This is a genomic window from Vibrio algicola (genome assembly GCF_009601765.2).
Classification (GTDB): Bacteria; Pseudomonadota; Gammaproteobacteria; order Enterobacterales; family Vibrionaceae; genus Vibrio; species Vibrio algicola.
The window spans coordinates 2,471,205-2,485,538 of record NZ_CP045699.1 but is presented as its reverse complement, the minus strand read 5'-3'; the positions used below and the strand labels follow the sequence as shown (position 1 = coordinate 2,485,538).

The window sequence follows — 14,334 nt, the reverse complement described above, 5'->3', positions numbered from 1 at the left end:
TAGCTGGCTACACGAAAAGCCGATGACGAAGTAGAAAAGACCAACAAACGCAGCCCGAAGGGTTCGGCTAAAAGCCTTTTACTCTTCGTTAAGTCTCATTTACTTAGAATAACTAGGCTTCAATCGACTTGCCTCGATTAAAAGGCTTTTATCTCGAACAAAATTTAATCACGAAAGATCAACAGCCCCTAGAACAACAAAAAACGGGCCACAATTAAGCCGCCCGTTTTTGTTGAATTAACCGTGATCTTTAATGGATTATTTTTTCAATAAGTAATCAATTAAGTCAAAAGCTTGGTCTACATTTTGGAAGTTTTTAAGTTCAACCAAATATTTACCATTCACAATGATGGCAGGTACACCGCTTAAGCCGGCATCGGTAAATGATTTATCGTAACGACGAACCATAGAGTCGATAGCGAAACTGTTAAACGTACCATCGAAGTCTTTAGCTGCAATGCCATTATCTAGGAAAAATTGACGTAATTCCGCCTCATTGCGAGGGGCGTTATTTTGTACATGGATACGATTAAACATCAATGGAACCAGTTTATCGTCAACCCCTAGAGAGACCATGGTAGCGTAACCTTTACTCATGGCTTGCCCCATATTGCCCCCCATAAAAGATACCGACATTTTTTGGAATTCAGCGCGACCTTCTACATGCTTCTTTAGTTGACCAATGATCGGCTCGAATGCATTACAGTGTGGGCAATAGAAAGAGAAAAACTCAGTGACTGTCGGTGACGATGAGTGGGCAGTATCTAAAACTTTATAGTTATCGCCTTCTTTAAAGCTGGCAGCATTAACGGTAAAGCTCAGCATTAAAGCCGCAACAAGGGTAAATATTTTCTTCATGAGATCATGAACTCCATTTAATAGAAATATTGATAAATAAGTACGCTTACCATTGTGGGGTGAGCGATATTGTCGGTTCTTGCAGTGCTGCGATTTGTTCCTTAAAGCCGAGCACTTGGTTTTCCCAGTATTTTGCATCGTTAAACCATGGAAAAGCAATTGGAAAAGCCGGATCTTGCCAACGTTTTGCCAACCAAGCTATGTAATGCACCATTCTAAGACCTCGTAAGGGCTCAATTAATTTCAGCTGACGGTTATCAAAGTCGCAATATTCGGAATACGCTTCTAATATGACATCGAGTTGCATGGTTTTATCCGCTCGGTCGCCATTAAGCAGCATCCAGATATCTTGTATCGCAGGACCATTTCTAGCGTCATCCAAATCAACAAACATTGGACCATCGCGCCATAGTATATTACCCGGGTGGCAATCACCATGCAGGCGAATTATGTCACTAGGTGTTTCCCACTGTTGTTCGAGTTGCGCGATCAATACGTCGAGATCATGAAAAAAACTCTTTTCTAAATAAGATGGAATAAAGCTGCTGTTACTTAGTAATTGGCGTGGTTGATATAAATATTCATCCAAACTCATACTTGGACGCTGAATAAAAGGTTTGGCTTTAGCCACTTGATGGATCCGGCCTAAAAATCGACCGACCCATTCGCTTTGATCTAAGTTATCAACCTCAAATTGACGCCCACCTACGCTAGGAAATAGCACAAAACTGTACCCTTTGTAGTGGTGTAGCGTATGACCATTAATTTTGCATGGCGCGACTACGGGAATATCGTGCTCCATCAAATCTTGGCTAAATTGATGTTCTTCTAAGATCTGAGCATCCGACCAACGTTGTGGACGATAAAACTTCACCACAAAGCGTTTTTTATCTTCATCAACAAATTGATAGACGCGGTTTTCATAGCTATTGAGTGCCAATAACCCTGACTCAGCTCGCACGCCAATACTTTCAAGGGCGTACCACATCAGATCAGGAGTTAAAGATTCAAAGTTAAACAAGGGTGCATCCGGTGAAGCATGAGACTGTGACATAAAATAAAGGACTTATTGCTAAGCCCTTCCTTGTTGATATATTCTCTGTCGCTGCTAATGATAGAAGCCCCTAGAGCTTTTTAATGAAGCGACTCTCGACAGGTAAGCTAAATTGTTCACTGTCGGTCAGTATAAACTCAAATTTAATAATAGGTGAATTCAATTCGTCTGGGCTGACTGCCAAACTGATCGGCTGGCTAATCAGCTCGCCAGGTGGCACGGTGATTTTTTGCGAACCATACCATTTCACATTGGTCAGCCCTTTTACATCAATATGATAGGTTTGGCGTTGTTGAGTTTTATTTAATATTTTCAGAGTATATGTATTTTCAATCCAACCACTGTTATCAACTCGATACATCTGGCTACGATCGCGTAATACACTCATATTAACCGGATCGACTCCCACCACTTGAGTAACAAATAACGCCATCATCAAGGTTAATGCAATACCATAACCAATCAGCTTTGGCCGCATCACCTTGGTTTTATTGCCTGCTAACTTGTGTTCGGTGGTATAGCTGATTAGGCCCTTTTCATAACCCATGCGATCCATAGTTTGGTCACAAGCATCGATGCAAGCGCCACAGTTGATACATTCGTACTGCAAACCGTTACGGATATCGATTCCAGTCGGGCATACTTGTACGCACAAATTACAATCAATACAGTCACCTAAACCGGCAGGTTTGATTTCAGCTTTACGTGAGCGTGGGCCTCGGGTTTCGCCGCGTTTAGTATCGTAACCAACAATAAAGGTGTCTTTATCAAACATCGCCGATTGAAAACGCGCATAGGGACACATGTGCAAACACATAATGGAGCGCATCCAGCCTGCATTACCATAAGTACAAGCGGCGAAAAACCAAACCCAAAAAGCAGGCCAAAAGTTTAGTTCAAAGGTGACGAACTCAACGGTTAACGTTTTAACCGGCACAAAATAGGCCACAAAAGTGATACCGGTGAGAATGGCTATTATCCACCATGCAATATGTTTAATGGTTTTACGTAACAATAAATTTTTAGAGTATTTGTTGTTGTCTTGTTTACGGCGTTTATTGGCCGGGCCTTCAAGCTTTTCTTCAAACCAAATATACATAAAGGTCCATACGGTTTGCGGACACAAGTAGCCACACCACACCCGACCTAGAAAGGTGGTTAAGAAGAATAAGCCAAAGGCAGAGATCATAAAAATGATGGCAAGTAAGGTCAGGTCTTGCGGGAAGAAAGTCGAGCCAAAAAATTGAAATTGTTGCTTAGCAAGATCAAATAAAATCGCTTGCTGACCGTTATAAGATATCCACGGGATCGCGGCAAATAATACCAGTAAAAACCACCCCCCATAGCGGCGCATTTTTTGAAATACCCCTTGGCTTTTGCGCACGTAAATTTTACCGTTAGCATCACGATTGGTTTGGGGGGTAATGATTTTGACATCAATTTTATCTTGGCTCATGCGACTTCCTTGTTACCTAGCTTGATGCGTTTTTAGTGTAATGCCAGAAATTTAAGGATCTATCAAAATAGATCCAATATTAAATCGAAGGGGTATTAAATCTTAATATCCACGGTTGTGTGCCACAGTATACAAGAGCTAGTGATCTTAAGTCGCTATGCGGTTCAAGCTTTCAACACAAATATTACATAGAGGTAACAAAAAAGCCAAGTCGATAAACTTGGCTTTTTTCAACGAGAGTCGCGAGCTAAATCCGGTTCGAATTCTTTTTAGTGAACATGCTGCGAGAAGTAAGACGAGGTTATTATTTAATAATACCGCGAGCTTTTAATAAGGCAGTTTTAAAATCATCTTCTTGGTCTTTAGCAAGGCCTGGGATCATTTCATCTTTAGTGCTGTTGCGCATTTTAAGGTGGTAAATCAATACGTCATCAGTCAGATCTTGTAGAGGGCCGGTGTAGCCCGCTTCTTGGCAAAGCTTTGTAATGAATTCAATCAAGTTAAGATCGGGATCTTTTTGCCACTCTGGGTGTAATAATTCAATTAGTTCGTTAACGCGATGGCATTTCATGGGTTTCTCCACAGAAAAATTCAGGGTGTTCGCTATGATAGCAATTATTATGATAAGGCGAAGTGGTTTTTCTACTTGGATGGGCGATATTTTTAGTGGCAATAAAAAGCGCAGCATTGAAATGAATGCTACGCTAATTCGATAAAGTTCAGGTTAATGAACTTAGTGTTTATTGCTCGGTCTTATTTTTAGCTGGAGTCTCTGTTTTTTTGCTTACTGGCGCTGCCACAAAACATTGGCGACGACGAGAAGCTGAACCATGACAAGAATAAGCACGAGTTGCTACTGGGCGCATAAATAACTACCTATAAAATGCACATCCATGGCCACAAACCATCAGATCCAATCTTGATGACTTTAAATTATTCGACATCGAACAAGTTTTCGACTGTTGATAAGTATAAACGTGTATTATTCGATTAGCGATTACAATTTAGTCAATAGATAAAAATTTGACATGAATTTGAAAAATGACAAGGAGGGAAGATGTCTTTTTTTAAGAAAACCTTAGCCACATTTGGGATTGGTTCGGCCAAAGTCGATACGGTACTCAAACAAGATGCCGCTTTTCCGGGTCAAAAACTGATGTTAGATGTTTATGTCTATGGTGGTGCGACAGAGCAGGCGATTGACAATATTGATCTTAAATTATGTTGTCGTTATCGCAAGCCAATGAAAACCAAAGAAGGTCAGGAAGTCAGTCATTCTACTGTGCCAGCGACCCATGTGTTGGCATCTTGGTCTCTACCATATTCCTTTTCGATTGAACCGCATCAAGAGCGAGTGTTCCCTGTTGAGTTAGATATACCTTGGAATACGCCGGTCACGCTGGGTGATGCAAAAGTTTGGTTGGAAACAGGCTTAGATATTGCGATGGCAAGCGATCCCACCGATAAAGATGAAGTGACGATTCGCCCGGATCCGCTTGAAGATAGTATCTTTACCGCACTCGAAAATGCAGGGCTACGAATTCGCCAAGTGGAGTGTGAATTCGTTAAAGGTTTTGAATTACCGTTTGTACAAGAGTTTGAATTTGTGCCTGTACATGGTGAGTTTCATGGTCGGTGGCGTGAATTAGAGATTGTGACTTATCGCGATGAAAATGAATTAAAAATCTGGCTGGATGTTGATCGTCAAAAACAAGGTTTAGGCGGTATGCTATCCAGTTTTATTGGCAGTAACAAACTTAAGCGCGAAATGACATTATCCGCCGATACGCCACCAGAAGAGGCGGGGGCAAAAGTGTTGGCATTTTTAGACCAAACTACCTAATAATCGTTATTAGTGGTTTATCTAATGATGGAGATTAATATCACCAAACCACCAGCATAATTAAAAAATGACACATTTAGCTTACACCTGTAAGCTGAATGTGTGAGAATACTGACCTATATTATGTTGTTAGTTAAGGTGGGTAGCATGCAAGCATTAGAATATTCCAAACAAGAAGAACTCGCCAATAGTCTCAGTCATGGCCTAGGAGTGATATTTGGCTTGGCAGCCTTAGTGTTACTGCTACAAAAAGCTTCACATTTTCATGCAGATACGCTTACCTTCGTGAGTATGAGTATTTATTCCTCTAGTGTGATTTTGCTATTTTTAGCTTCTACCTTATACCATTCAATAGAATATCTTCCCGCCAAACGTTGGCTTAAAACCTTTGATCACAGTGCTATTTATCTACTTATTGCTGGCAGTTATACCCCATTCTTGTTAGTTGGGCTGAGAACCGATCTCGCTTATGGTTTGATGGCAGTGATTTGGGTAATTGCGCTACTTGGCGTGATCATGAAGTTAATGTTTGTCTATCGGTTTGAATCTTTTTCTTTGATCAGTTACCTAGTGATGGGCTGGTTATCTTTGGTGGTGATTTATCAACTGGTGACTCATTTGGATATTGGCGCCACCATTTGGCTGGTGGCGGGCGGGGCTTTGTATTCGCTTGGGGTGATTTTTTATGCCAATAATCGTATTCCGTATAACCATGCTATTTGGCACTTATTTGTACTAGCAGGTTGCGTGTGTCATTTCATCAGTATCTATTTTTATGTGCAGCCGGTTTAGCTCGCTGAATGAATGTAGTCAGCAAAGCGGCAGTTTCAAGTAAGGTGGATATAGTTAAAGATGGGTATATTAAAGATGGAAAGCTAAGTGCGCCAGAAAGCGGGGAAAAACAGTACTAACACCGTCAAAATCTCCAAACGCCCCATCAACATACCAAAGCTTAATAACCATTTTGCTGCATCCGGTAAGGTTGAAAAGTTACCACTTGGGCCAATGATGGGTCCCATGCCAGGTCCGACATTCGCTACAGCCGTCATTGAACCAGTAATACTGGTGATCGGATCAAGCCCCAATGCGCTTAAACACCCAGCAATAAAAATAATGGTAAACAAGAAGGTTAAAACAAATGCCACCACTGAACGTACGATATCATCATTAACTGGGCGTTGATTATAGCGTTGAACAAACACCCCTGAAGGATGGATTAAACGCATCATTTGTTTGTTTAATAAGGTGGCGGCAATTTGGAAGCGGAAGATTTTGATCCCACCTGCGGTAGAGCCCGAGCAAGCACCAACGATCATCACAGAAGCAAACACTACAGAAGGTAATGCTCCCCAGTGGGTAAAGTCATCTAAACCAAATCCAGTGGTGGTGACCACCGAGATAATATTAAACGTTGCCACTCGTATTGCATCGATAAAACTGTAGTGATCTTTAAGCGTCATCCAAATCGCGACGATTAAGCTAGAAGTGAGTACCAAATAAGCAAAACCTCGTACTTGGGCATCCATCAATAAGGCTTTGGGGTTCCTTTTGCGTAAGGCGGTGATAAATAATAAAAATGGTAACCCACCTAAGAACATAAATAATGATGCCACCCAATGAGTGCCATGCGAGAAATTATTCATTGAACTATCGTGAGTGGCATAGCCGCCAGTCGAAAGGGTAGTGAAGGCATGGTTGATGGCATCAAACCATCCCATTCCTGTATACCAAAAGCCCAAGATGCAAAGAAAAGTGAGAATGACATAAACTTGCACAATATTTTTGGCGACGTTTTTTGCTCTGGGGCTGCTTTTATCCGACCAATCAGAAGATTCAGTTTGGAACAGTTTCATCCCACCGACATTGAGCATTGGTAAAATAGCCACCGCCATGACAATAAATCCGACACCACCTAACCATTGCAGAGTTGAGCGCCATAATAAAATGCTTGGCGCCATATCATCTAGGCCACTCAATACCGTAGAGCCGGTGGTGGTAATGCCTGACATGGTTTCAAAATAAGCATCGGTGAAACTGATATGGTTAATAAAGACAAAAGGCAGCGCAGCAAAGGCGCTGGCAATGGTCCAGACTAAGGTGGTGAGTAAAAACATATCACGCACCCCAAGTCGAAAGTTGGCGGTACGACCTAAAGAAAGTAGCAACAGAGAGACTAGATGAGTAATGATCACCGCTTGGCCAAATTCAATGAAACCATCGGTTCCGGTAAAAAAGGCCATTAAGGTTGGAATGTACATAAATAAGGCTATTTTGGAGAGCACCAGTCCGAGTACAAATAATATTGGGCGATAATTAACCACGGTATAGTTCAGGCCTTGTTATAAAAAGAATGGACTAGGTTGGAACAATCTTTCCACATCGGACACGTATTTTTTATCCACTAAGAACATCACCACATGATCATCTTGTTCTATCACGGTCCGGTCATGGGCAATTAAGACTTCTTCGCCACGAACGATAGCGCCAATGGTGGTACCCGGTGGCAATTTGATATCACTGATGGCTTTGCCCACTACTTTTGAGGTGGTTTCATCACCATGAGCAATCGCTTCAATCGCTTCGGCTGCACCGCGGCGTAGAGACGAGACATTAACAATATCGGCGCGACGTACATGGGTTAAGAGTGCAGAAATGGTGGCTTGTTGTGGTGAAATCGCCACATCAATCACGCCTCCTTGCACTAAGTCGACATAAGCACTGCGCTGGATAAGCACCATCACTTTCTTGGCACCTAAGCGTTTGGCCAGCATTGCCGACATGATATTGGTTTCATCTTCATTGGTGAGCGCAATAAACACATCCACTTGATCGATGTTTTCTTCATTAAGTAATTCTTGATCGGCAGCATCACCACAAAATACGATGGTATTTTCAAGCTCTTCTGATAGCTGTTCTGCGCGCTGATAACTGCGCTCGATCAGTTTGACGCTGTAATCTTTTTCTAAACGTTTAGCCAGGCTAGAACCGATATTACCGCCCCCGACAATCATAATACGCCGGTAGTTTTTCTCCAGTCGTTGCAGTTCACTCATCACTGCGCGGATATGATTACTGGCCGCCACAAAGAATACTTCATCATCGGCTTCAATAATGGTGGTGCCTTGTGGACGAATAGGACGACCTTGACGGAAAATAGCCGCCACGCGAGTATCAATGTGTGGCATGTGTTCACGCAGTGCTGATAATGCGTTACCCACCAATGGCCCACCGTAATAAGCTTTTACCGCCACTAAGCTTACCTTGCTGTCAGCAAAACTGACCACTTGCAAAGCGCCGGGATATTGAATTAAACGTTCAATATAACTGGTCACTAACTCTTCCGGTGCGATTAAATGATCAACAGGAATTGCACCTGATTGGAATAAGGTATCTTTTTCGGCTAGATATTCTGGCGAACGAATACGAGCAATTCGGCTTGGGGTATTAAATAAGGTAAACGCCACTTGGCAAGCCGCCATATTGGTTTCGTCAGAGTTGGTGACGGCGACCAACATATCGGCATCTTGCGCCCCAGCTTCGCGCAAAGTGTCGGGGTGGCTGGCATAACCATTAACTACACGTAAGTCGTATTTATCTTGCAGCTCACGCAGGCGATCGGTATTGCGATCGACCACAGTGATGTCGTTATTTTCGCCTACTAAGTTTTCAGCTAAAGTGCCGCCTACTTGGCCAGCTCCAAGAATAATGATTTTCATAACGTGCGTTTACCTGTTTTGCGCTCAACCTTGAGCTCGTATCAATATCAATTGTTAGCGATAAGCTTATGCTTTGCGCAATACCGCGTAATAGAAGCCATCCATATCTTCTTCACCCGGTAGAATTTGACGGCCTGGATTCTCAACCTCCGAGCCAATTAACTGCGCATCACTGGTGCGCTGTAAGAAGGCACTCACTTGCTGACAGTTTTCTTGTGGGGTGATTGAGCAAGTGGCATACACTAAGGTGCCACCGACTTTAAGTTGACGCCACATTGCATCAAATATTTCACTTTGTAATTCGGCCAATGCTTCAATATCGGTGGCGCGACGCAACCATTTAATATCAGGGTGACGACGAATAACGCCGGTCGCCGAACAAGGAGCATCAAGTAAGATACGGTCAAATTTATTGCCGCTCCACCACTCTTCGGGATAGCGTGCATCGCCACAAATTACATCGGCACGTAACTGCAGACGTTGCAGGTTATCGTAAACGCGATCTAAGCGGTTGACGTCGCAATCAATCGCCACTACTTCGGTATTTTCAGTATGCTCGAGAATATGCGCAGTTTTACCACCTGGTGCGGCGCAACAATCTAAGATCAGCTCACCATCTTGAGGTTGTAAGAAGTTAACTGATAATTGAGCGGCGGCATCTTGTACTGATACCCAACCTTGGCTAAAGCCTGGCAGTAAAGTGACATCACAAGGTGAGGCCAGTTTGATGGCATCATCTGCTTCAGAGTGAAGGGTGTATTCAATCGCTTCGCTATCAAGCAGTTCAAGGTATTGCTCACGCGTATGGTGCTTGCGGTTGACGCGTAACCACATTGGCGCTTTGCTGTTGTTGGCTTCAATTAGCTGCTCCCATTGTTGTGGGTAGCTTTCTTGCAGTAATTTCAATAACCAACCTGGGTGACCATATTTACCCGCATTGTGGCTGACGGCTTTTTCATCTAACGCTTCTTGATCGCGTAAATAACTGCGTAACACTGCATTGATCAAACCACTTAAGCTTGGACCGCGTAGAGTTTTTGTTGCTTCAACTGTTTCAGCAACTGCGGCGTGAGAAGGAATACGCATAAAGCTAAGCTGATAAATTCCGACCAAAATAAGGTGGTGGAAAACGCGCTTTTTGCCGGTTAATGGTTTATCCATCAATTCATTGGCGATCGACTCTAAACGCGGTAGGTAGCGTAGTGCGCCGTAACAAATTTCTTGTAGCAGAGCATGATCACGCGGCTTAATGGTTTTTTGAGCGGCAGGTAACGCGTGTGAAAGTGAGTGGCCTTTATCGACAACTTGAAATAGAGCATTAGCAGCAGCTGCGCGAACATTCATGAGATATACCGAAATTTATAGAAAAAGAGTAGAAGGCTGCGCAATAGCTTTGAGCACGCCTAAGTAAATGTCATTATTGATCGTTCAAATCAACAAAGCTGTGAGCCAACTTCAAACCAACTGGCTCGGGAGTTAAGAATATCTTGTACTGACATCGCTTTTTTACCCGGCACTTGCAGTTGCTCTAAAATCAGCACATCGTTACCTGTGGCGATATAGATACCGGTTTTATCCGCTTGGATAATTTGTCCTGGTGTGTGCTGACTATTTGCGCTTGATGCAGTAACTCGCGATTGCCACACCTTGATGTTGTGCTGTTTGACTTGATTTTCTTTACTATCATTCTCTTCAATAGAAAAAAAACTCATAGGCCAAGGGTTAAAAGCACGCACGCAACGCTCAATATGTTCAGCATCATCATGCCAGTTAATTTTGGCTTCTTCTTTACTGAGTTTTTTAGCGTAATTTGCGTGCTCATCATTTTGTTTTATTGGCGAAATTTGACCAGTAGCAATATCGCTTAAGCAATCTATTAAGGCGGTTGGCCCTAACTGAGCTAACTTGTCGTACATGGAAGCACTGGTATCGGTATCTTCAATTGGCAAAGTGGCAACGGACAGCATATCGCCAGTATCGAGGCCAAGATCCATTTGCATAATGGTCACGCCGGTTTGCTCATCACCAGCCCAAATAGAACGCTGGATTGGAGCCGCACCGCGCCAACGTGGCAAAATAGAACCATGGACGTTAATGCAACCTAAACGTGGGGTATCTAACACCACTTGAGGGAGCAATAAGCCATAAGCGACTACGACCATTAAATCGGCATTGAGATCTTTTAGTTGTTGCTTGGCATCATCAGATTTAAAGTTTTCTGGTTGCAGCACTGTAATATCATGCTCTAGCGCGAGCGATTTTACTGGGCTGGCCGTTAGTTTTTTACCACGACCGGCTGGGCGATCTGGCTGGGTATAAACCCCAATAATCTCATGCTCCGAAGACAACAACGCCGCCAAGTGACGGGCGGCGAAATCCGGAGTACCTGCAAAGACAATTCTTAAAGACTGACTCAAGCTAGTGTTCCTTTTATTAATTGGTCGTGCTGTGGTTACTTATCTTGTTTCTCGTTAAAGCGTTTTATTTTAGTGAGCTTATCTTGAATACGCTTACGCTTTAATGGCGAGAGATAATCAACAAATAACTTACCTTTTAAATGGTCAAGTTCATGTTGAACACAAATCGCTAATAAATCATCCGCTTCAAAAGTGAATTCTTCACCTTCGCGATTTAATGCTTTTACCGTGACTTCCGCCGAGCGTGGCACTAAACCGCGCGCGCCAGGAACCGATAGGCAGCCTTCTTCAATGCCATCGTCACCGCTTTTGGCGATAATTTCTGGATTGATAAGCACCATAGGTTGATCGCGTTCATCAGAAACATCGATCACCACAATACGCTGATGAAAATCAACTTGAGTTGCCGCAAGGCCGATACCCTCTTCAACATACATGGTTTCAATCATGTCATCGATGAACGTTTGCAGCTCTGGGGTGACTTTTTCAACCGGCTTCGCAACGGTGCGAAGGCGATCATCTGGGAATGTTAACACTTGTAATACAGACATATACACTCGAAATATTGAACTGTGCCGAAAACAGCTTAAACCTTATGGGTGCAATTCTAGACATTTTACAAGCTAAATGACAGCATCGAATGACATTAAGGGACAATATTTCGACCAAGGAAAGAAGGGTCATGCCAAAAACTATGCGTTTTATACTTCAATTATTTGCTTTTATCGTGGTTAGCTTCTCTGTGGTTGCCGCCACAACCACCCAAAAACCGCTGTCATTAAAAGAAGGGGCACCACAAACTTACACTGTGAAAAAAGGGGATACTTTATGGGATATTTCCGAGTTATTTTTAGATAGTCCATGGTTGTGGCCAAGATTGTGGCAAGTCAATCCAGATATTAATAACCCTCACTTGATTTACCCTGGTGACAAATTGACTCTGACTTGGGTGAATGGTCAGCCGTTATTAAGCTTAAAACCAATGAAAAAAATTGGCCCTCAAGTACGCAAACAAGACAAAGTTGCTATTTCTGCCTTAAAAGATGGGCTCGTTGTTCCTTATTTAAAGTCTGATCAATTATTAACGGAAGACGATAAGCAAGTTGCCACCCGAGTGCTAGGCACCAGTGAGGGGCGTAAGTTCTTAAGTGCCAATGAGCGTATTTATATCGATGCTAGTGCCACCAATGAAAAATGGTCTATCTATCGCATCGTGGAAGAATATGATCGTAGTGGTGATGATGTAAAAGCGAGTGCCTTCTCTTTGCGCATTGTGGCAGACGCTGAATTAAAAGAAAAATCAGCTAAGTACAGCGGTTTGCAAGTGACTAAGCAGTATCAAGAAATAAAGCTTAATGATATTGCATTGCCAGTTTTTGGTGAGGATTTAACTCTATCGACTGTATTTGAGCCAACACCAGCCCCTGTGGGTTTAGTGGCTAACGTTAAAGGTTCAATGGATAACCATGCCTTTATGTCTGTCAATCAAGTTGTGATCATTGACCGCGGCAGTGATGATGGCTTAGTGCAAGGTAGCATGTTCAATTTGGCTAAATTTGGCTCGGTGGTATATGGCAAAAAAGGTGAGTATTACTATGAAGATGGTAAGTTCTTTAATAGTGGTAAGCGCATTGATTTACCGCCTGTGACCATAGGTGAAATGGTGGTTATTCGTCCTTATGCTAAATTTAGTTTGGCGTTAATTACTCAAAGTGATGAGCCGATCAAAGAAGATAGCATTGCGGTTTCGCCTGCTGCCAATGATCCGTCTGCATTACCGATAGTGAATAAAAATAATGATGATACAACGGTTAACTATCCATCGTAATGACTGAATCTCAACTGGCAGCATGGTTGATTTTAAGTTTTACACCTCAATTAGGCGGGGTCAGTTTGTCTCGCCTATTGAGGATAGATTCACCAGAGAATATTGTGGCGTACAATACGCTCGAATTACAAAATTTAAAATTAAAGCCCGCTCAAATCCAATTTATTCAACAGCAATCTCACCCCGAGGTTGATGCTTGCCTCACTTGGTATCAAGCGCAAGGTAATCATATTATCACTCCGCTTGATCAGACTTACCCTCCGTTATTGCTACAAATGTCCTCTCACCCGCCGGTATTATTCGTCAAAGGTAATATTGATGCGTTAATTCATCCACAAATCGCAATGGTTGGTAGTCGTAATGCCAGTATGGATGGCTTGCGCGCTGCGCGTGAGTTTGGGTACCAATTAGCTGAGCATGGCTTGACGGTGACCAGTGGCTTAGCATTAGGCATTGATGGTCATGCTCACGATGGTGCATTGCAAGCCAAGGGAGAGACGGTTGCGGTGCTGGGTTCTGGTGTTGACCAAATCTATCCCGCGCGTCATAAAGGTTTAGCGCAACGCATTTTAGAATCCGAAGGCGCTTTGGTGTCAGAGTTTCGGCCTGATACCAAGCCTCGCGCTGAATACTTTCCTCGTCGTAACCGTATTGTCAGCGGTTTATCACTTGGGGTGTTAGTGGTGGAGGCGGCGGAGCGTAGTGGTTCGCTTATCACTGCTCGTTATGCGTTAGAGCAAAATCGAGAGGTGTTTGCCTTACCAGGATCGATTTATCAAGCCGGTCACGCTGGCAGTAATGGATTGATCCAACAGGGCGCGAGTTTAGTGTGTTCAGCGCAAGATATTATTGATGAAATCCAACCACAACTAGACCGGTCATCTATCATAACGACCCCGACGCAACCAAGCTTTGCTTTTGAGATTGAAAAGGAAAGCTCCTGCGAAAATACTCTCAGCGGATCATTGCCATTTGCCGAACTGTTAGCTAACGTAGGAAATGAACCAACCCCAGTTGATATTTTGGCTCAAAGGACCCATATACCAGTACACGAAGTGATGATGCAAATACTGGAGCTCGAATTGAGTGGTTATGTTGCATCTGTCCCTGGGGGTTATATCCTTAATAGTAGACCCAAATAAGTTCTGTAAGCGGAGGGTAA

General features: G+C 43.0%; 14 protein-coding genes. 4 read left to right on the top strand and 10 right to left on the bottom strand.

Going from position 1 to position 14,334, the window contains the following annotated elements; all coding sequences use genetic code 11:
• Nucleotides 1–258: 258 nt before the first annotated feature.
• The 5 genes from GFB47_RS11375 to GFB47_RS16695 all read right to left on the bottom strand — a co-directional run bounded on the left by GFB47_RS11375 (nucleotide 259) and on the right by GFB47_RS16695 (nucleotide 4,234).
• Nucleotides 259–858 (bottom strand): thiol:disulfide interchange protein DsbA/DsbL, encoded by a 600-nt coding sequence (locus GFB47_RS11375; protein WP_153448059.1) that lies wholly within the window; start codon nucleotides 856–858, stop codon nucleotides 259–261.
• A gap of 46 nt (nucleotides 859–904) precedes the next feature.
• A complete protein-coding gene (locus tag GFB47_RS11370) occupies nucleotides 905–1,912 on the bottom strand; it encodes a serine/threonine protein kinase (RefSeq protein ID WP_153448058.1) in 1,008 nt (335 codons plus the stop codon).
• 70 nt (nucleotides 1,913–1,982) lie between these two features.
• A complete protein-coding gene (gene ccoG, locus GFB47_RS11365; protein WP_153448057.1) occupies nucleotides 1,983–3,368 on the bottom strand; it encodes a cytochrome c oxidase accessory protein CcoG in 1,386 nt (461 codons plus the stop codon).
• A 304-nt stretch (nucleotides 3,369–3,672) separates the two neighbouring features.
• Nucleotides 3,673–3,939 carry a YihD family protein gene (locus tag GFB47_RS11360; RefSeq protein ID WP_153448056.1) on the bottom strand — a complete coding sequence of 89 codons (267 nt, stop codon included), beginning with the start codon at nucleotides 3,937–3,939 and terminating at the stop codon, nucleotides 3,673–3,675.
• Nucleotides 3,940–4,108: 169 nt separating this feature from the next.
• Nucleotides 4,109–4,234: a hypothetical protein gene (locus GFB47_RS16695; protein ID WP_267904233.1), complete on the bottom strand. Its 126-nt coding sequence runs from the start codon at nucleotides 4,232–4,234 to the stop codon at nucleotides 4,109–4,111.
• Between the two features lie 191 nt (nucleotides 4,235–4,425).
• Here GFB47_RS16695 and GFB47_RS11355 point away from each other — a divergent pair, with 191 nt between their 5' ends.
• Both GFB47_RS11355 and trhA read left to right on the top strand, forming a co-directional pair.
• Nucleotides 4,426–5,211, top strand: coding sequence for a sporulation protein (locus GFB47_RS11355; RefSeq protein ID WP_153448055.1), 786 nt, complete (start codon nucleotides 4,426–4,428; stop codon nucleotides 5,209–5,211).
• Nucleotides 5,212–5,358: 147 nt separating this feature from the next.
• Nucleotides 5,359–6,003, top strand: coding sequence for a PAQR family membrane homeostasis protein TrhA (gene trhA / locus GFB47_RS11350; protein ID WP_153448054.1), 645 nt, complete (start codon nucleotides 5,359–5,361; stop codon nucleotides 6,001–6,003).
• Nucleotides 6,004–6,086: 83 nt separating this feature from the next.
• Here trhA and GFB47_RS11345 read toward each other — a convergent pair whose 3' ends face one another.
• From GFB47_RS11345 to def, 5 genes are all read right to left on the bottom strand, one after another.
• Complete coding sequence (locus tag GFB47_RS11345) at nucleotides 6,087–7,532, bottom strand: TrkH family potassium uptake protein (protein ID WP_153448053.1); 1,446 nt, start codon at nucleotides 7,530–7,532, stop codon at nucleotides 6,087–6,089.
• 18 nt (nucleotides 7,533–7,550) lie between these two features.
• Nucleotides 7,551–8,927: a Trk system potassium transporter TrkA gene (trkA, locus tag GFB47_RS11340; protein ID WP_153448052.1), complete on the bottom strand. Its 1,377-nt coding sequence runs from the start codon at nucleotides 8,925–8,927 to the stop codon at nucleotides 7,551–7,553.
• A 66-nt stretch (nucleotides 8,928–8,993) separates the two neighbouring features.
• Entirely contained in the window at nucleotides 8,994–10,271 is a 1,278-nt protein-coding gene (gene rsmB, locus GFB47_RS11335; protein ID WP_153448051.1) for a 16S rRNA (cytosine(967)-C(5))-methyltransferase RsmB, read from the bottom strand.
• A gap of 89 nt (nucleotides 10,272–10,360) precedes the next feature.
• Nucleotides 10,361–11,344: a methionyl-tRNA formyltransferase gene (gene fmt, locus GFB47_RS11330; protein ID WP_153448050.1), complete on the bottom strand. Its 984-nt coding sequence runs from the start codon at nucleotides 11,342–11,344 to the stop codon at nucleotides 10,361–10,363.
• Between the two features lie 35 nt (nucleotides 11,345–11,379).
• Nucleotides 11,380–11,895, bottom strand: coding sequence for a peptide deformylase (gene def / locus GFB47_RS11325; protein ID WP_153448049.1), 516 nt, complete (start codon nucleotides 11,893–11,895; stop codon nucleotides 11,380–11,382).
• A gap of 143 nt (nucleotides 11,896–12,038) precedes the next feature.
• On the opposite strand from def, the gene GFB47_RS11320 reads away from it, so the two are divergent.
• The gene (locus GFB47_RS11320) at nucleotides 12,039–13,172 is read left to right on the top strand and encodes a LysM peptidoglycan-binding domain-containing protein (RefSeq protein WP_153448231.1); all 1,134 of its coding nucleotides are present in this window, start codon (nucleotides 12,039–12,041) and stop codon (nucleotides 13,170–13,172) included.
• Nucleotides 13,172–14,314: a DNA-processing protein DprA gene (gene dprA, locus GFB47_RS11315; RefSeq protein WP_153448048.1), complete on the top strand. Its 1,143-nt coding sequence runs from the start codon at nucleotides 13,172–13,174 to the stop codon at nucleotides 14,312–14,314. Before GFB47_RS11320 ends, dprA begins: the two co-directional genes overlap by 1 nt.
• The last annotated feature ends 20 nt before the right edge of the window (nucleotides 14,315–14,334 follow it).